The organism is Polynucleobacter sp. MWH-Svant-W18, from assembly GCF_018687495.1.
Classification (GTDB): domain Bacteria; phylum Pseudomonadota; class Gammaproteobacteria; order Burkholderiales; family Burkholderiaceae; genus Polynucleobacter.
Genome location: NZ_CP061293.1, coordinates 1,662,287 through 1,679,969, shown reverse-complemented (window position 1 = coordinate 1,679,969; position 17,683 = coordinate 1,662,287). Strand labels below are relative to the sequence as shown.

Below are 17,683 nucleotides of genomic sequence, written 5' to 3'. Positions count from 1 at the left end.
CCCATCGCTGAGTTAAGGCAACTTGCAGGGCGATTCATAAATTCTGCTAAAGCGTCGCCGTTGTGGTTCCTGGCACGTCGAGTTGTCCCATAGATCGTGTTAATTTTTAAAGGAATATGCAATGGCAAACGATTACTTCTTTACCTCAGAATCTGTTTCTGAAGGTCACCCCGATAAAGTAGCAGACCAAATTTCTGATTCCATCTTGGATGCCATCCTGGCCCAGGATCCAACTGCACGCGTTGCAGCAGAAACCTTATGTAATACCGGTTTGGTAGTTCTGGCTGGTGAAATCACTACCAATGCGAACGTTGATTACATTCAGGTGGCTCGCAATACTTTGCGCGAAATCGGTTACGACAATACGGATTACGGTATTGATTACAAAGGTTGCGCTGTATTGGTTGCCTATGACAAGCAAAGCCCTGATATTGCCCAAGGCGTTGATAAGGCACATGATGATGGTTTAGATCAGGGCGCTGGCGACCAAGGCTTGATGTTTGGGTATGCCTGTGACGAGACCGCAGAGCTCATGCCTTTACCAATCCACTTGTCGCACCGTTTAGTCGAGCGTCAATCTCAGCTGCGCCGTGATGGCCGTTTGAATTGGTTGCGCCCAGATGCAAAGTCCCAGGTGACCTTGCGCTATGTCGATGGTAAGCCTGACTCCATTGATACAGTCGTTTTATCTACTCAGCACGATGAAGATATTTCTCTCGAAAAATTGCGTGAAGCAGTGATCGAAGAAATCATTAAGCCAGTCTTGCCTAAGCATTTGATTAAGGGCGCAATTAATTTTCTAGTGAATCCAACAGGTCGTTTTGTTATCGGCGGCCCACAAGGTGATTGCGGTTTAACTGGTCGCAAGATCATCGTTGATACCTATGGCGGCGCTGCCCCACATGGTGGTGGCGCCTTCTCAGGCAAGGATCCCTCTAAGGTAGATCGTTCAGCTGCTTACGCTGGTCGTTATGTAGCCAAGAATATCGTTGCTGCTGGCTTGGCAAGCAAGTGCTTAATTCAAATCTCATACGCAATTGGTGTTGCTAAACCAACCTCTGTGATGGTCAGTACCTTTGGCACTGGCAAGATTTCTGACGAGAAAATTGCCCAGTTGGTTTCTGAGCACTTTGACTTGCGTCCGAAGGGAATCGTGAAGATGCTCAATCTGTTGCGTCCAATTTATCGTAAAACTGCAGCTTATGGCCACTTTGGCCGTGAGGAACCAGAATTTACTTGGGAGCAGACTGATAAGGCTGCTGCATTGCGTGCAGCTGCTGGCCTATAAGCTCTAATGCTTTAAAAAGGCAGCATTCAGTAGTATTGAGGCGAAATATGGCGTAATTGTTTACAATTACGCCATACCTTCAAGGAGCGTTGCAAGGATTGCTGAGGCCCAGCACTTCCCCAGGCTTGAAGGGAGTGAATTCCTAAACGGAGTTTGCTAATTGCAACCGCGCTCGCTAACCCATGATTCAATGGCTAGCGAGTATCTACTCCAGCATTGAATTGTATTTAGCTGGAGCATTACATGAATACCGTTTCCGATTTTAATTTGCAAGATTTCGTGGCAACCCGTTGCGCAATTGCGGACATTTCTCTGGCTGATTTTGGTCGCAAGGAAATCGCCATTGCTGAAACTGAGATGCCTGGTTTGATCGCTATACGCGATGAATTTGCTGCTGCACAGCCACTGCGTGGTGCGCGCATTACTGGTTCATTGCATATGACCATTCAAACCGCAGTATTAATTGAGACCCTAGAGGCGCTCGGTGCTGAAGTCCAATGGGCCTCTTGCAATATTTTCTCAACCCAAGACCATGCTGCTGCTGCCATTGCTGCCAATGGCACACCAGTTTTCGCAATTAAAGGCGAAACCCTTGAGCAATATTGGGACTTCACTCATCGCATTTTTGAATGGGCTGATGGCGGCTATACCAATATGATTTTGGATGATGGTGGTGACGCTACTTTGTTGTTACATCTTGGTGCGCGTGCAGAAAAAGATCAAGCTTGTCTCAATAATCCAACTAGCGAAGAAGAAACTATTTTGTTTTCTGCCATCAAGAAAAAATTGGCACAAGACCCAACTTGGTATTCCACGCGCTTAGAAAAAGTGAAGGGCGTTACGGAAGAGACTACTACTGGCGTACATCGCCTGTATCAAATGTTTGCCAAGGGTGAATTGAAGTTTCCAGCGATTAACGTGAATGACTCTGTAACCAAAAGCAAGTTTGACAATCTTTATGGTTGCCGCGAGTCATTAGTTGACGCGATTAAGCGCGCAACAGACGTCATGGTTGCCGGTAAGGTTGCAGTAGTTTGTGGTTATGGCGACGTAGGTAAAGGTTCTGCGCAAGCCTTGCGTGCCCTATCTGCTCAGGTTTGGGTGACTGAAGTCGATCCAATCTGCGCATTACAGGCTGCGATGGAAGGCTATCGTGTTGTTACGATGGATTACGCGGCTGATAAGGCAGATATTTTTGTTTCAGCAACTGGTAATTACCATGTAATCACGCATGATCATATGGTGAAGATGAAAAATCAGGCAATCGTTTGTAACATCGGCCACTTTGATAATGAAATTGATGTTGCTGGTATTGAAAAATACAAGTGGGAAGAAATTAAGCCACAAGTCGACCACGTAATTTTCCCAGCAGCCAATGGTCAGCCTGAAAAGCGCATTATCATTTTGGCTAAGGGTCGCTTAGTAAATCTAGGTTGCGGTACAGGTCATCCTTCATACGTAATGAGCTCTTCATTTGCAAATCAAGTGATTGCGCAAATTGAATTGTGGAATGCAGTTGGCACAGATAAATACCCAGTTGGTGTGTACACACTGCCTAAGCATTTGGATGAGAAGGTCGCACGCTTACAGTTGAAGACCCTCAATGCACAACTCACTGAATTGACCGATCAACAGGCCAATTACATTGGTGTAACGAAGGAAGGCCCATATAAGGCTGACCACTATCGTTATTAATCCAATCCATCTAGCATAGCCAGGCCAATATCATGGAATTAAGCGTCGAATTCTTTCCTCCAAAAACACCTGAAGGTGAGAATAAGCTACACCTTGTGCGAGAGCGTTTCAGCGAAATGCTGAAGCCTTCGTTTTACTCCGTGACTTTTGGTGCTGGCGGCTCTACTCAGTCTGGCACCTTAAAGGTGGTGAGTGATATTCATGCAGCAGGCGCTACAGTTGCGCCTCACTTGTCTTGCGTTGGTAGCTCACGTGAAAGTGTGCGTGAAATGTTGAAGCAGTATCAAGCATTGGGCATAAAGCGAATTGTTGCTTTGCGCGGCGATTTGCCGTCAGGCATGGGTCAGTATGGCGAGTTTCACCATGCGAATGAGTTGGTCGAATTTATCCGTGCAGAAACAGGTGATTGGTTTCATATTGATGTCGCTGCTTACCCGGAATGTCATCCACAAGCCAAATCTCCTGCAAGCGATGTGCATTTCTTTGTGCAGAAGATGAAGGCGGGCGCAGATTCTGCCGTGACTCAGTATTTTTACAACACTGATGCCTATTTCCGCTTTGTGGATGAAGCCTATGACTTAGGGGTTACACAGCCAGTTATTGCGGGCATCATGCCAATTACCAATAGCAGTCAGTTATTGCGTTTTTCGGATGCTTGTGGCGCTGAGATCCCGCGTTGGATTCGTTTGCGTTTGCAGTCTTACGGCGATGATATTGCCTCTATTCGTGCTTTTGGTGAAGAAGTAGTCACCGATTTGTGCGACCAACTCTTAACTGCTGGCGCGCCAGGTTTGCATTTCTATTCCCTGAATCAAGCAGATGCTGTTTTGGCAATTGCAGAAAACTTGGATTTAGCGAAGTAAGCCTGATTCGGTGAGGAGCATATCTAAAGGTTCATCATGAGTTTGAGCTGACCACTGGCTATCATTAAGTTTTTGCCAATCAAATCCAATCCCAATGCAAATTAGCTTGGGATTTTTTTCTCTCAGAGCTGCAAGGGTGCGATCAAAATATCCACCACCGTAGCCAAGACGCCAATAATGCGTTTTGCCATTCTCGCTTGAGCTAGACCATCCAACGCAAGGAATTAAGATGCAATCGGGATCAATTGCAGGCCTTTGGGAATTGGTGGGAATAGGCTCAGGAACTCCATGCTTACTGGGACTCAGATCATCCCCATTCTGCCACTCGTAGAAATCCAGGTGCTTGTCTGGGCGAGCAAAAGGCAGAGCCATTTTGTGGCCAGGGTTAGTAGTAGCCCAAGAAATGAGTGTTTCCCGTAAATCTAGCTCATCCTGAATTGGCCAATACAGGGCAATCGTTTTTAGGGATTTACCATTGCTAACTAGAAACTGATTTAGGGTGTCAATAAGCCGCTTTTGAGTCTGGGCGTAATCAGGCCGAGCGGCATATTCTGTGCGCTGCCTTAATAAATCTTGACGAAGAGATTTTGGAGAATTACCGTGCATATCGTCCATTATCAGGCGAAAATTAGAAGATATAGTAAACAAGTTGGCATCGAGTAAATGCTAGCGCAATTCAATACAAGGGTAGATGGTGAAGGTAAAGTCTGAAATGCTAAAAAGCGCTCTCCCTCAATGGACCAAGATTTTGTTCCTAGGGCTAGCCTTAGCCATGCCTAGCGCTTTTGCAGAAAAATCTAAAAAACCTAGCCTACCTAAATCCTATGAAAGCAAAGCTGCCCCTGTTGAGATTAGTGATACAGATCGGATGTTTATTGATTTGCGTGAAGCCGCCAAGAAAAACGATGTATTTCGTACGCAGCAACTTTCATCTAATCTAGCAGGTTACCCATTTGATGACTATGTAGCCTATTTTCGGATTAAGCCTCAATTATTTGACAGTGGCGGCGGGGCTCGAAGTGATTACAGCGCAGATGCCCAAGTAGTTGCATTCTTAAATCAGTACCAAGGTACAGCATTGGCTGACCGTATGCGCAATGATTGGCTACTGGTATTGGGCAAGCGTAAGGACTGGGCGCGCTTTGATGCAGAGTACGCCAAATTTGTACTCGATGACGATACGCAAGTGAAATGCTATTCATTGCTGTCAAAGTTATCTCAGGGAGAGAATCCAACCAAATTGGCAATCGATGCTCGCGCTGTTTTATTGGACCCCAGTTATTTCGGGCAGGCTTGCCAAGAGTTGGTTCCATCGCTAGTCGCTGCTGGCGGTATGACGCCGAGTGAGGCCAAGGCCATTGGCCGCGCTGCGAGTGAAAAAGGGTACGACACCATGGCACGTCGTTTGGGTGGCGAAGATCCTATTGCGGAGATTGTGAAAGCTGCTATAGCGGATCCCTCTAAGGCATATCGTGACTTTCAACAAAGTTCATCGCGCTACAGTAAAGAAAATCAGGCTGTAGCCTGGGGAGTGATCGGTCAATTCTTGGCAAAGAAGCTAGATCCCAATGCGGATGACGCTTATCGTTTGCAACAGGAGCTTGGCTATAACGAACTGCTCTCTGCTGAGACCCAAGAGTGGAAAGTGCGAGCAGGCTTACGCGCCAAAGATTGGGCCTTAGTAAAAAACGCAATTGATGGCATGAATCCAGCAGTGCGTAACCGCGACCCTGCTTGGACTTACTGGTATGGGCGCGCCTTAAAGGCCGAAGGCCAAGATACAAAAGCAAAAGAAAGCTTTGAGCTGATTGCAGAGCAATATAACTTTTATGGCCAATTAGCACGAGAAGAGCTGGGTAAATCCAATCATGCGCCATCTCGAACAAAGGCGACCGAACAAGAGATTGATGCGATGGCTACGCGTAAGGGCTTTGTTCGAGGCGAACGTTTGTATGCCATGAATTTACGCTTTGAAGGAAACCGAGAATGGAATTGGGAATTGCGGAATATGACCGACAGGCAATTAATTGCAGCTGCTGAATACGCTAAGCGCATTGGTTTATATGACCGTGTAGTCAATACTGCTGACCGGACAAAACAGGAGCATGATTTTTCTTTGCGCTATCCAACACCATATCGCGAAGAACTTTCCCCAATTGCAAAACAAATCGATTTAAATCTTGCCTGGGCTTATGGGTTGATTCGTCAAGAGTCGCGGTTCATCATGAATGCTTCATCTTCTGTTGGGGCTTCGGGTTTGATGCAAGTGATGCCTAATACCGCAAAGTATGTTGCTAAAAAGATTGGCATGGCCAATTACACCAACGATAAATTAAGTGACACAAATACAAACCTCACTTTGGGTAGTAACTATCTCAATATGGTGTTGATAGACCTAGACGGTTCTTGGGTGCTGGCATCAGCTGCTTATAACGCCGGGCCTTCTCGCTCCAAGGCATGGCGTGAGAAGTTGTCCGGGCCCACCGAGGGGGCTATCTTTGCCGAAACTATTCCCTTTAATGAGACGCGTACTTATGTCAAGAATGTACTTTCCAATGCAAATTACTATTCATCAGTAATGAATGGTCAGCAACAATCTTTAAAGCAGCGCTTGGGAGTCATTGCACCAAAAGCGGCTACCCAATCTGATTTACCTTAATTAATGAAGTGAATCTAAGGACTTATGAAATACGACATTCTTCTTATTGGTGGTAATGGTTTTGTGGGTCGCGTCTTGGCTGCACAGTTGCAGGCGCAGGGATATTCCGTGCTCTTGCCCACTAGCCATTTGGCTGCGGGCCGTGAATTAAGAATGCTCCCTAAAGTGCATCTTGAAGATACTGACATACATGATTTTGATGAGCTTCAGGCTTTGTGTGCTCGTATTCATCCATATGGCGCAGTCATTAATTTAGTGGGTGTTTTGCACGATAAGCCCGCTAGGCCTTATGGAAAAATCTTCAAGGCAGCGCATGTAGATTTACCTAAAAATATTATTACTGCGATGCAATTGCACGGGCTAAAGCGCTACCTGCATATGAGTGCTTTGGGTGCAGACTCCAATGGACCGTCCATGTATCAACGCAGCAAGGGGGATGGGGAAGCGGCAGTAAAAGCAAGCGATTTAGATTGGACTATCTTTAGGCCCTCAGTTATCTTTGGTGCGCAAGATCAATTTATCAATCTCTTTGCAAAGCTTACTAAGGCACTTCCAGCAATGCCTTTGGCAAATTATGACGCTCAGTTTCAGCCGGTGAGCGTGGATGATGTTGCAAGCGCTTTTGTGATGGCGCTAAAAATGCCGCAAACAATTCGTCACTCCTATGACTTGGTTGGACCAACGGTTTACACCATGAAAGAGATTGTCGAGTTTGCAGCCCGTAAGGCTAAGACCTCTTGTGCAATTATTCCGGTGCCAGCATTTGTTGGCTATCTACAAGCCTTGGCTTTTGAGTTTTTGCCTGGACCCACTTTGATGTCTCGTGACAATATTGCCTCAATGCAATTGCCTAATATCTTGCCAGTAAATGGAGTTGATGCATTAAGTGCAGTATTTGGAATGAGTCGGCGAACTCTAGAGGGCATGAAGTAATGAAAATCTATGCAGTTGGTGGTGCGATAAGGGATACCTTGATGGGTTTGCCGGTGCACGATATCGACTATGTAGTGGTTGGCTCTAGCGTTGATGAAATGATTGCAAAAGGCTTTCGGCCAGTGGGTAAGGACTTCCCAGTTTTTTTACATCCAGATACTCAAGCAGAATATGCCTTGGCACGTACTGAGCGGAAAACAGGACAGGGTTATAAAGGCTTTCATTTTTATGCAGATCCCTCAGTCACACTAGAGCAGGATTTAGAGCGACGTGATTTAACCATCAATGCCATGGCGCAAGAAGTCGGTGCTGATGGCAAACAGTTTGGCCCCATCATTGATCCGTATAACGGTCAAGAAGATTTGGCTGCAAAGATATTTCGCCATGTATCCGATGCATTTGCTGAGGATCCCTTGCGTTTATTGCGTATAGCCCGCTTTGCTGCTCGTTTCCCAGAGTTTAGAGTTGCAGACGCGACAATGACTGCATTAAAAGCGATTGTTCAGTCTGGTGAACTAAATGCACTATCCGCTGAGCGCATCTGGCAGGAGCTTGCCAGAGGTTTGGTTGCCTCTAAACCGATACATCTCTTTCAGGTATTACTCAATACCGGAGCAGCGAAGACCATATTGCCAGCAAGCCTTGGGACAAGCCTTGCGGAAGAATTATTTCGTGAAGAATTGATTACACATTATGAATCAGCTAGTAATAACTTAGAGGAGCGATGCGCTATCACTCTGATGCATTTGCCAGTGAGTGAAATTCGTTCGTGGGCTGATGGTGTTCGTATGCCGATTGAAGTACGTGACTTCTGCGAGATCTTTGCACAATTGCGCGATGTGATGAATCAGTTTCCCAATGGCAAATTTCAAGCAGTAGATATTTTGGCCTGGTTTAATCGTGCTGATATTTGGCGTAAACCTGATCGTGGCTTAGCGCTATTAAATCTTGGTCAAAAGCTTGGAATGCCGGTCTCATCTTTCATTGCGGCGATGCGCAATGCTCAAGCCATTAATACGGCAGAAATTATTGCCGGTATCGGGGCTCAGGATCGCTCAAATGGCGAGCGTATTGGGAGCGCATTTGAGAGTGCAAGACTTGCCGCCATCGCTCAGGCGCTGCAAGTCTAAAGTCGATTTCTACCTCTAAGGCCTGGTAAATCCTCTAAGGTATAACCTGGCAATATATCTTCAAGTCTTTTGGAGAAGGCAAATGCCTTAAATAACTCGCCCATCTCTGCTTCAGAGAGTAATTTTTGTAGCGAGTTTGAAATAGGTAGAAAAGTTTCTGGATCGCTTGGATCTCCAAGCTCTAATGCAATATCTCCAATACCAGCATCCAAAAGATAGGCTGCTTGATTGGTGAGATATACGTCATCCGCATCCTCTGCAAGTGCACTGCGTGCAATCTGTGACCATTCAACATGGGTTGTTACATCACATAGGCCCGGAAGATGAAATGGATCTTGAATTGCATGATGACGGTGGTGCGCCATCAAAGTACCCTCTAGCCTTTGTGGGTGGTAGTACTCATTCTCTGGGAATCCGTAATCCAATGTTAGAAATAAACCGGTATGCAATTGCTTTGCAACTTGCCTCATCCATGCATTAGCCGGGGCATGTAATTCAGTGACGTAGCCTTCTGAAAAGTTTCTAGTTAATAAGCTTTCAGGAATTAAATCCTGGGCTACGGGGGATCCTGACTTCCAAATTAATTGATCGTGTTCAAGTGCTACCCCATACGAGTACCAAAATCCATTTTGATAAATGATGACATCGCAAGGAATGGCATCAATGACTTCATTCGCGAGAATGATGCCTTTGAAATCTGTTGGCAATTTACTAAGCCAATTGCATTCTGTCGATATATGGAGATTCTTCACAAGGCCACCAATGCGTTCTTGTTGCCGCTGCGCTAGGTCTGGTGAAATCTCGATGATGTCGTAACGATCCAAGTTAAAACCCAGATCCTTTAGGCGACTCAGAATTGAGGCGGCAAGCTTTCCTGTTCCGGCACCAAATTCAAGAATTTGGGTGGGCAAGCCTTTTTCTTGGAGGCCCTCAAGAACCGGTAAGAGGGTGGAGCAGATAGCAGAGCCAAATAAGGAGCTCAACTCAGGGGCTGTGGTGAAATCTCCACCGGAGCCTAATTTATGAGCCCCAGCACTGTAATAGCCCATGCCAGGCTCATAAAGCGCCATCTCCATATAGCGGGAAAATGGCAGCCAGCCGCCCTCCGAAGCAATTTGCTCGGCTATTTTGGCCTTGAGTAGGGCGCTATGCTCCGTTTCAAGGCTGGTCAAGGTAATATCCATAGCTCGCTAGTCTAAGAGAATTTAATTGAACACACCCTTATCTCAGCAACATAAAGCAGTTTTAGTGACTGGCGCCGCCAAGCGCCTGGGTCGAGAAATTGCTTTGGAATTTGCGCGTCAAGGCTGGGATGTCGCTGTCCATTATGGGCAATCTGAGCAAGAGGCTCAGGAAACAGTCAAGGAAATTGGGCGCTTGGGGGTTAAAGCACAGGCCTTCCAGGCCGATTTAGCCGATGAGGCAGCTACTAAAAAGCTATTTGCATCCGTTAGAGAGCAATTTCCCCATCTGCATTGCTTAGTGAATAGCGCTTCTATTTTTGAATATGATCGTGCGAATTCTAAAGTGCCTTTAAGCGCTAAAAGTTTGCAAGACCATATGCAGGTGAATTTGGCAGCACCGATCTTGTTATCTCAATTGATGTTCGAACATCATAAAAATAGTGCAGGTAAAACTGAAGCCGAATTTCTTCCGTCTGTGATTCAACTACTTGATCAAAAGTTGATTAATCTCAATCCTGATTATTTGTCTTACACCTTATCTAAAGCTGCATTAGCGACCTCTATCGAAATGCTAGCGCTCGACTTTGCGCCTCACCTGCGTGTAGTGGGTCTAGCCCCCGGAATATCCTTACCATCTGGCGACCAAACCGAAGAGGGCTTTATTAAAGCCCATCAAATGACACCGTTGGGCAAGTCGTCAACCCCTGCCGATGTGGCTAAAGCAACTGTATTTTTATCTCTGGCCAATGCCATTACAGGAACCACTTTGTATGTAGATGGTGGCCAACATTTATTACCTTCATCACGTGATGTGATGTTCAAAACTAATTAAGTAAGTTCAATTTTATGCACGCCATTCTTTCTCATCCTGCACTCATCGATTGCCGCCGATTATTTTTGCGTGACTATGAAATTTATATCAATATCGGTGTTCATGATTTTGAGAAAAAGGCAGAGCAACGCGTCATTCTGAACGTAGATCTATATATTCCGTTGGGCATGAATACGCCAGCGAATGATCAATTAGATGAAGTGGTTGATTACGATTTTATGCGTGAAACAATCAAGGCTTTAGCCTCCAAGGGCCATATTCAACTGCAAGAAACCTTTTGTGACGACATTACAGCAGCTATGCTGCTACATCCAAAGGTATTGGCTGCGCGAGTCAGTACAGCCAAGCCTGACGTTTATCCCGACTGTCATTCAGTGGGTGTTGAAGTATTTCGGATTAAGCAAGCATAAGTGAGTAGCAATGGGCGATATTCGTAAAGTTGTCTTTGAAGAAAACAAGCTAGAGAAAAAACTCTGTCGCTTGGTAGGTCAGGCTATTGGTGACTTTGGCATGATTGAAGATGGCGATAAGGTAATGGTGTGTGTATCTGGCGGCAAGGATAGTTACGCCCTGCTCGATATCTTGATGAAGTTGCGTGAGCGAGCACCGATTAACTTCGAAATTGTTGCGGTAAATCTAGATCAAAAACAGCCAAACTTTCCAGCAGAAACTTTGCCAAATTATTTAAAGGGCTTAGGCGTACAATTTCATATTGAAGAGCAAGATACCTACAGTATTGTGAAGCGCGTGATCCCTGAGGGTAAAACAACTTGTGGATTATGTTCGCGTTTACGTCGGGGCATTTTGTATCGTGTTGCCGATGAATTGGGTGCAACTAAGATTGCTTTAGGTCACCATCGTGACGATATCCTAGAAACATTGATGCTCAATATGTTTTATGCAGGCAAGTTAAAAGGCATGCCCCCGAAGTTACGTTCAGATGATGGCAAGCATATTGTGATTCGTCCATTAGCTTATGTGCCTGAGAAGCTATTAGAGCGCTATGCGGTCGATATGAATTTCCCCATCATTCCATGTGATTTATGCGGCAGTCAGCCCAATCTTCAACGCCAGGTGATGAAAGAAATGCTTCGCGACTGGGAAAAGAAGCATCCTGGGCGGGTTGAAAATCTCTTTCGCTCCATGCATCACATCGTGCCCTCCCATTTAATGGATGGCGAAGCGTTTGACTTCCAAAATTTAGAGATTTCCACAGAGCTATCCGGAATTGCCGCTAGGTCATCTGGAGATAAGGCGATTGATGAGGCTGAATTGGATGAATTGGCTTGTGGAACCCTCATACAGGGGACTTATAATCCCCCTTTATGAATATCGTCATATTGGCTGCTGGGCAAGGAAAGCGGATGAAATCCGCCTTGCCCAAGGTTCTGCAAACTCTGGCAGGTAAGCCCCTGCTTCAGTATGTCCTCGACACCGCATTATCTTTACAGGGCAAGCAGTCTAAAACAGGACCCATCGTTGTCGTTGGACATGGTGCTGTTGACGTTAAAGACTTTCTGCTCAATCTGAGCAAAGAAGATTCCAGATTTGCCAAAGTGACTACTGCACTTCAAGCTGAGCAGAAGGGAACTGGACATGCACTATTACAGGCACTATCAAAACTTGATGTCCAAGAGCCCACTTTAGTTCTGTATGGCGATGTGCCGCTGACTGGTAAAGATACTCTGAGCAAGTTGCTTAAATTAGCCGATGGTGTCCGTGGTCAAGATGCTGCTTTGGCTTTGCTGACACAGCATCTTGCAAACCCTACTGGCTACGGCCGCATTGTGCGCGATACCGATGGTTCTGTTGCAGCAATCGTTGAAGAGAAAGATGCTACATCTGCACAAAAAAGTATTCAAGAAATTAATACCGGCATTATGGTGCTGCCTACCAATGCATTAAAGAGGTGGCTTAAAGCATTGCGTGCTAGCAATGCGCAAGGTGAGTACTACTTAACGGATGTGATTGCGATGGCGGTTAAAGATGGTGTGCCAATTCGTACAACACAAGCCACTCATGAGTTTGAAACTGTTGGAGTAAACAGCCGCGATCAATTGGCCGCTTTAGAGCGAGCTCATCAATTGCATATTGCTACTCAGTTAATGGCTGCCGGTGTATCCCTTTCTGATCCTGCACGTATTGATGTACGTGGCACCTTGGAATGTGGCACAGATGTTTTTATTGATGTGGGCTGCATCTTTGAGGGCGACGTCTCTTTGGCAGCTGGTACAAAAATTGGGCCCTACTGCGTGATTCGTAATAGCGTACTTGGTAAAGATGTTATCGTAAATGCCTATAGCCATATTGACGGTGCCAAAGTTGGTAACCAATCCATTATTGGCCCTTATGCACGTTTACGCCCAGGAGCAGATCTGGCTAACGATGTTCATATTGGTAACTTCGTAGAAGTGAAGAACAGCAAGATCGCAGCAAACAGTAAGGCAAATCATTTAGCCTATGTTGGCGATTCCATTGTCGGTTCCAGAGTCAATATCGGAGCTGGCACAATTACTTGTAACTATGATGGTGTCAATAAACATCAGACCATTATTGAAGATGATGTTTTTATTGGTTCTGATACCCAATTGGTTGCACCAGTTCGTGTAGGCCGTGGAGCCACACTAGGCGCAGGAACCACCTTAACTAAAGATGCACCTGCCAATCAGTTGACAGTATCCAGAGCTCGGCAAGTTTCTTTGCAATGGCAGCGCCCTGTAAAGCAAGTCAAGAAGCCTGTGGCGAAAAAAGCGGTTGCTAAAAAAGTACTCGTCAAGAAAGCAGTTGTTAAAAAAACTGTAAAAGGTAAAAAATAATGTGCGGCATTGTTGGCGCAGCATCTCACCACAATATCGTTGATGTTTTGATAGAGGGTCTACGTCGCCTTGAATATCGCGGGTATGACTCCTGTGGATTTGCGTTGATTAATAGTGAAGACCCTAAGCATCCGATTGAAAGAGCTCGAACTACCGCTCGTGTTTCAGAATTGGCGGAGCAGGGTAAAGAGTTCGTAGGGACTATTGGTATTGCCCATACTCGTTGGGCAACGCATGGTAAGCCCGATACGCAAAATGCCCACCCGCATATATCTGGCAGTCTTGTGGCAGTAGTGCACAACGGCATTATTGAAAATTATGAAACGCTACGCTCAGAATTAAAAGCGGCTGGTTACACATTTACTTCAGAGACTGATACAGAAGTGATTGCCCATTTAATTCATCAGCAATATGTAGCTAGCGGTCAAAAAGATATTGCTCAGTCAGTCAGGGCAGTCTTGCCTAAGCTTCATGGTGCGTATGCAATTGGCGTCATTGCTCAAGACAATCCAAGTATGCTTGTCGGTGCTCGCGTTGGCTCGCCTTTGGTCGTAGCGCTGGGTGATCATGAAAACTTTCTTGCTTCAGATGCGCTAGCTTTAGCTGGGCGCGCTAGCTCCATGATGTATTTGGAAGAAGGTGATGTTGCTATTCTGAAGGCTGAGAGTGTGGACATCATTGATCAACATGGAAATGCTGTTCAAAGAGAGCGTAAACCCATGCCAGCGCAGGCTGATTCTGTTGATCTTGGACCTTATCAGCACTACATGCAAAAAGAGATTTTTGAACAACCTAGAGCAATTGGCGATACATTAGCCAATATTGCTAGCTTTGGGCCTGAACTCTTTCATGCCAATCCTGATGACTGGAAAGCATTTGATCAAATTCTGATTCTGGCGTGTGGCACAAGTTACTACTCTGCATGTGTTGCTAAATATTGGTTAGAAGATATTGCGGGCATTCCAACACAAGTTGAGATTGCTAGCGAGTATCGCTACAGAACAACCGTTCCTAATCCAAAGACATTGATTGTGGTGGTTTCTCAATCTGGTGAGACAGCAGATACTTTGGCAGCTTTACGTCATGCTAAAGCGCTTGGGCACCCTTATACATTGGCAATTTGCAACGTAGCTAGCAGCGCAATGGTGCGTGAAACTGCATGGCATTTCTTGACCAAAGCTGGCACTGAAATCGGTGTTGCTTCTACTAAAGCATTTACTACCCAACTTCTCGCTTTATACCTTCTGGCTGTATCGTTGGCGAAGCGAGCAGGGAGAATCTCTTCCGAGAAGGAAAAAGAGCTTCTCAGAGAGTTGCGCCATCTCCCTAAAGCCCTTCATGCTGTATTAGCCTTAGAGCCACAAATCATTGCCTGGAGTGAGGTGTTTGCTAAGTGTGAAAATGCGCTTTTCTTAGGTCGTGGCTTGCATTACCCGATTGCGCTTGAGGGCGCACTGAAGTTAAAAGAAATCTCTTATATTCATGCGGAGGCCTATCCAGCTGGTGAGTTAAAACATGGGCCATTAGCCTTAGTGACAGACAAGATGCCAGTTGTTACCGTTGCACCTCATGACACGCTCTTAGAAAAGCTTAAATCCAACATGCAAGAAGTGAAAGCGCGTGGTGGCAAGCTCTATGTTTTTGCGGACCAAGATTCTGAGATCGTGAATAGTGAAGGCATTCATGTCATCCGCCTACCTGAGCACTATGGCAATCTATCCCCTATTTTGCATGCAGTGCCACTTCAGTTGCTGGCCTATCACACAGCTTGTGCGCGTGGTACTGATGTGGATAAGCCCAGAAACCTAGCAAAGAGTGTCACAGTTGAGTAATATTTTTGAAGATTGCTATTAGCAACCAATATAAAAAGGATTAAAAAGTGGACCAGACCCCTGCGCATGATGTGCATAATCCAGCACTTTTAGAATTTATCCCTACTAATTCCAAAAAAATAATCGAGATTGGATGTAGTTCGGGTGCGTTAGCTCGAGAATTTAAAACTTTATCTCCTGATTGTGATTACTTGGGTGTTGAAATAGATGCAGGATATGCAGATCTTGCTAAAAGATATTGTGATAGATCCATAGTCCTTAACCTTGAGGCTGCTACTGAGGATTTTTGGACTGAACAATCCGATCGAGATTGTTGGATTTTTGGGGATGTACTCGAACACTTCAGGGATCCTTGGGCGATTCTTCAACGTATTAGAAAGGTAATTCCACATTCTGGATGTGTTGTAGCATGCATCCCTAATGCTCAGCACTGGAGCTTGCAGGCTAAGCTCAGCATTGGGGATTTCCGTTATGAAGATATGGGGCTATTAGATAAAACTCATCTTCGCTGGTTCACGCGCCAGACTTTAATTGAAATGTTTGATCAAACAGGGTTCCAAATAGAGAATGGTAGACCATTGATATACGAAGAAAAAAATAGAGATTTATTTTTGCCAATAATTGAGTTAATGGCAAAAGCTGCTGGTGCCGATCCACAAGTTTCAGCATCGGATGCTTTACCGATGCAGTATGTAATTAGAGCCATTCCCAAGCAGTAAGACAATTTTGTTTTCTGCATAAAATAAAATGGACAGAGTTGTACTAATTTCACTAATAAAATCATAGCTTTATAAGATTTGATTTTTAAATTGTGTTCAAATAAGCCTTATAAAAGAGGATATTTGTTGCAACACATGTTTCTACCAAAAGTTTCCCAATCCTTCTGCTTAAAGTTGCTTCCCCTGATTTGTGCTGGGGCGCTCTCTGCTTGCGCTGTAGGACCAGACTTTAAGCAACCTGAATCGCCTAAAACTTCTTCGTATACCGAAACTACCTTATCCCAAAAGTTAACTACAGCGCCTGGCGTTCCTGGGGGCAGCTCCCAAGAATTTATTGAGGGTGCAGATATTGAGGCCCAATGGTGGGAGCTTTACAAATCACCAGAGTTAGATGCGCTGATTAAAAAGGCATTGGAACAAAGTCCAACCTTAGGCGCAGCCGATGCTGCTTTACGGGTTGCACAAGAAAATGTAAACGCTCAAATTGGCGGGCAATATTTTCCAGCGGTGAGCGCAAGTGGCGGGGCCACTCGTCAACTTCAACCTTCAGCAATTTATGGCCTACCCTATGGCTCTGATACTTATAACCTCTATAACGCCTCAGTAAACGTTACCTATAAGTTAGATGTGTTTGGAGGGGCTCGCCGCGCTGTAGAAGGTGCTAAAGCACAAGCAGAAGTTGCCCAGTTTCAGCTTGAGGGCGCTTATCTTTCTTTAACTGCCAATGTGGTCACCAGTGCGGTAAAAGAAGCAGCACTGCGTGCGCAAATGCAAGCAACGGAAGAAATTCTGAAAGCGCAAACCAATCTTGCAGAAGTCACTGAAAAACAATTGCTGATTGGCACGGTGTCTAAAGTTGATGTCACCTCCCAAAGGACATTGGTTTCAAACTCACAAGTAGATTTATTTACCTACGAACGTAATTTAGCCTTTGCTCGCAATCAATTGGCTGTGCTCGTTGGTGAACTACCCAGCAATGCAAATATTGCAAAGTTCGATCTTGCAAATTTGCAATTGCCTGAAAAATTGCCTCTCTCAGTCCCATCAAACCTAGTGCGTCAGCGCCCTGATGTGCGGGCTGCAGAAGCCCAACTGAAGGCTCAAAATGCATTTGTTGGGGTGGCAACTGCCAATTTATTACCGCAGTTCAACATCACCGGCTCAATTGGATCTGCTTCACTCACCTCTAATAATTTATTTGGTCCGAATTCATCATTGTGGTCATTGGGTGGTGGAATTTTGCAGCCACTATTTCAAGGCGGGCAATTACTGGCCCAGCGACGTGGTGCCATTGCTGCCTACGAGCAAGCGGCTTTTCAATATCAAGCCACTGTCTTAAATGCGTTTCAAGAAGTTGCCAACGCTCTACGTGCGCTTGAAACCGGTGCGCAAGCACTCAAAGCCGCATCTGATGCCGAGCGTTATGCTTACGAAACTTTGGAGCTTGTTCAACAGCAATACAAATTAGGTACGGCAAGTTACTTAGCCGTTTTGTATTACCAAAATCAGTATCAGCAAGCAAAAGTGAAATCTGTATCAGCTCAAGCAACGCGCTTTTCTGATACGGCAGCGCTTTTTGCAGCATTAGGGGGCGGCTGGTGGAATCGTAGCGGTCCTGCATTTAAACCAAAAGACATAGCGAATAAAGATCAAAATGAAACTTCCGGAAACAATTAAAAGCAAAGTTATTGCTTTGGTGCTTGCTTTATGGGCCTGGGTCCAGCGCAAGGCG

15 protein-coding genes and 1 riboswitch are annotated in these 17,683 nt (G+C 45.4%); of the genes, 13 read left to right on the top strand and 2 right to left on the bottom strand.

All coding sequences use genetic code 11. The features are described from left to right. Positions 1-121 precede the first annotated feature (121 nt). The 3 genes from metK to metF all read left to right on the top strand — a co-directional run bounded on the left by metK (position 122) and on the right by metF (position 3,846). Entirely contained in the window at positions 122-1,288 is a 1,167-nt protein-coding gene (metK, locus tag C2757_RS08475; protein ID WP_215374362.1) for a methionine adenosyltransferase, read from the top strand. A gap of 75 nt (positions 1,289-1,363) precedes the next feature. Then, positions 1,364-1,469: riboswitch (S-adenosyl-L-homocysteine riboswitch) on the top strand. A 62-nt stretch (positions 1,470-1,531) separates the two neighbouring features. Then, positions 1,532-2,983 carry an adenosylhomocysteinase gene (ahcY, locus tag C2757_RS08470; protein ID WP_215374359.1) on the top strand — a complete coding sequence of 484 codons (1,452 nt, stop codon included), beginning with the start codon at positions 1,532-1,534 and terminating at the stop codon, positions 2,981-2,983. A gap of 32 nt (positions 2,984-3,015) precedes the next feature. Further along, positions 3,016-3,846 (top strand): methylenetetrahydrofolate reductase [NAD(P)H], encoded by an 831-nt coding sequence (metF, locus tag C2757_RS08465; protein WP_215374355.1) that lies wholly within the window; start codon positions 3,016-3,018, stop codon positions 3,844-3,846. Here metF and C2757_RS08460 read toward each other — a convergent pair. Next, a complete protein-coding gene (locus C2757_RS08460; protein ID WP_215374352.1) occupies positions 3,835-4,461 on the bottom strand; it encodes a 5-formyltetrahydrofolate cyclo-ligase in 627 nt (208 codons plus the stop codon). The genes metF and C2757_RS08460 overlap by 12 nt on opposite strands. 97 nt (positions 4,462-4,558) lie before the next feature. Between C2757_RS08460 and C2757_RS08455 the strand changes: the two genes are divergently transcribed. From C2757_RS08455 to C2757_RS08445, 3 genes are read left to right on the top strand one after another with little or no spacing between them, the layout of a single operon-like run. After that, a complete protein-coding gene (locus tag C2757_RS08455; RefSeq protein WP_215374349.1) occupies positions 4,559-6,505 on the top strand; it encodes a lytic transglycosylase domain-containing protein in 1,947 nt (648 codons plus the stop codon). Between the two features lie 24 nt (positions 6,506-6,529). Continuing rightward, positions 6,530-7,438 carry a complex I NDUFA9 subunit family protein gene (locus C2757_RS08450; RefSeq protein WP_215374346.1) on the top strand — a complete coding sequence of 303 codons (909 nt, stop codon included), beginning with the start codon at positions 6,530-6,532 and terminating at the stop codon, positions 7,436-7,438. Continuing rightward, the gene (locus tag C2757_RS08445; protein WP_215374343.1) at positions 7,438-8,568 is read left to right on the top strand and encodes a polynucleotide adenylyltransferase; all 1,131 of its coding nucleotides are present in this window, start codon (positions 7,438-7,440) and stop codon (positions 8,566-8,568) included. Before C2757_RS08450 ends, C2757_RS08445 begins: the two co-directional genes overlap by 1 nt. Here the strand turns inward: C2757_RS08445 and C2757_RS08440 are convergent. Continuing rightward, positions 8,565-9,752, bottom strand: a complete 1,188-nt coding sequence (locus C2757_RS08440) for a class I SAM-dependent methyltransferase (RefSeq protein WP_215374340.1) — start codon at positions 9,750-9,752, stop codon at positions 8,565-8,567. The genes C2757_RS08445 and C2757_RS08440 overlap by 4 nt on opposite strands. A gap of 25 nt (positions 9,753-9,777) precedes the next feature. On the opposite strand from C2757_RS08440, the gene C2757_RS08435 reads away from it, so the two are divergent. From C2757_RS08435 to C2757_RS08405, 7 genes are all read left to right on the top strand, one after another. Then, entirely contained in the window at positions 9,778-10,584 is an 807-nt protein-coding gene (locus C2757_RS08435) for an SDR family oxidoreductase (RefSeq protein ID WP_215374337.1), read from the top strand. A gap of 14 nt (positions 10,585-10,598) precedes the next feature. Continuing rightward, a complete protein-coding gene (locus C2757_RS08430; protein ID WP_215374334.1) occupies positions 10,599-10,994 on the top strand; it encodes a dihydroneopterin aldolase in 396 nt (131 codons plus the stop codon). A gap of 10 nt (positions 10,995-11,004) precedes the next feature. Beyond that, complete coding sequence (gene ttcA / locus C2757_RS08425) at positions 11,005-11,913, top strand: tRNA 2-thiocytidine(32) synthetase TtcA (RefSeq protein WP_215374331.1); 909 nt, start codon at positions 11,005-11,007, stop codon at positions 11,911-11,913. Then, a complete protein-coding gene (gene glmU, locus C2757_RS08420; RefSeq protein ID WP_215374328.1) occupies positions 11,910-13,400 on the top strand; it encodes a bifunctional UDP-N-acetylglucosamine diphosphorylase/glucosamine-1-phosphate N-acetyltransferase GlmU in 1,491 nt (496 codons plus the stop codon). Before ttcA ends, glmU begins: the two co-directional genes overlap by 4 nt. Continuing rightward, positions 13,400-15,232, top strand: a complete 1,833-nt coding sequence (glmS, locus tag C2757_RS08415) for a glutamine--fructose-6-phosphate transaminase (isomerizing) (RefSeq protein WP_215374325.1) — start codon at positions 13,400-13,402, stop codon at positions 15,230-15,232. The genes glmU and glmS overlap by 1 nt, the downstream gene beginning before the upstream one ends. Before the next feature lie 47 nt (positions 15,233-15,279). After that, positions 15,280-15,951, top strand: a complete 672-nt coding sequence (locus tag C2757_RS08410; RefSeq protein WP_215374322.1) for a bifunctional 2-polyprenyl-6-hydroxyphenol methylase/3-demethylubiquinol 3-O-methyltransferase UbiG — start codon at positions 15,280-15,282, stop codon at positions 15,949-15,951. Between the two features lie 135 nt (positions 15,952-16,086). Then, positions 16,087-17,628, top strand: coding sequence for an efflux transporter outer membrane subunit (locus C2757_RS08405; RefSeq protein ID WP_215374319.1), 1,542 nt, complete (start codon positions 16,087-16,089; stop codon positions 17,626-17,628). The last annotated feature ends 55 nt before the right edge of the window (positions 17,629-17,683 follow it).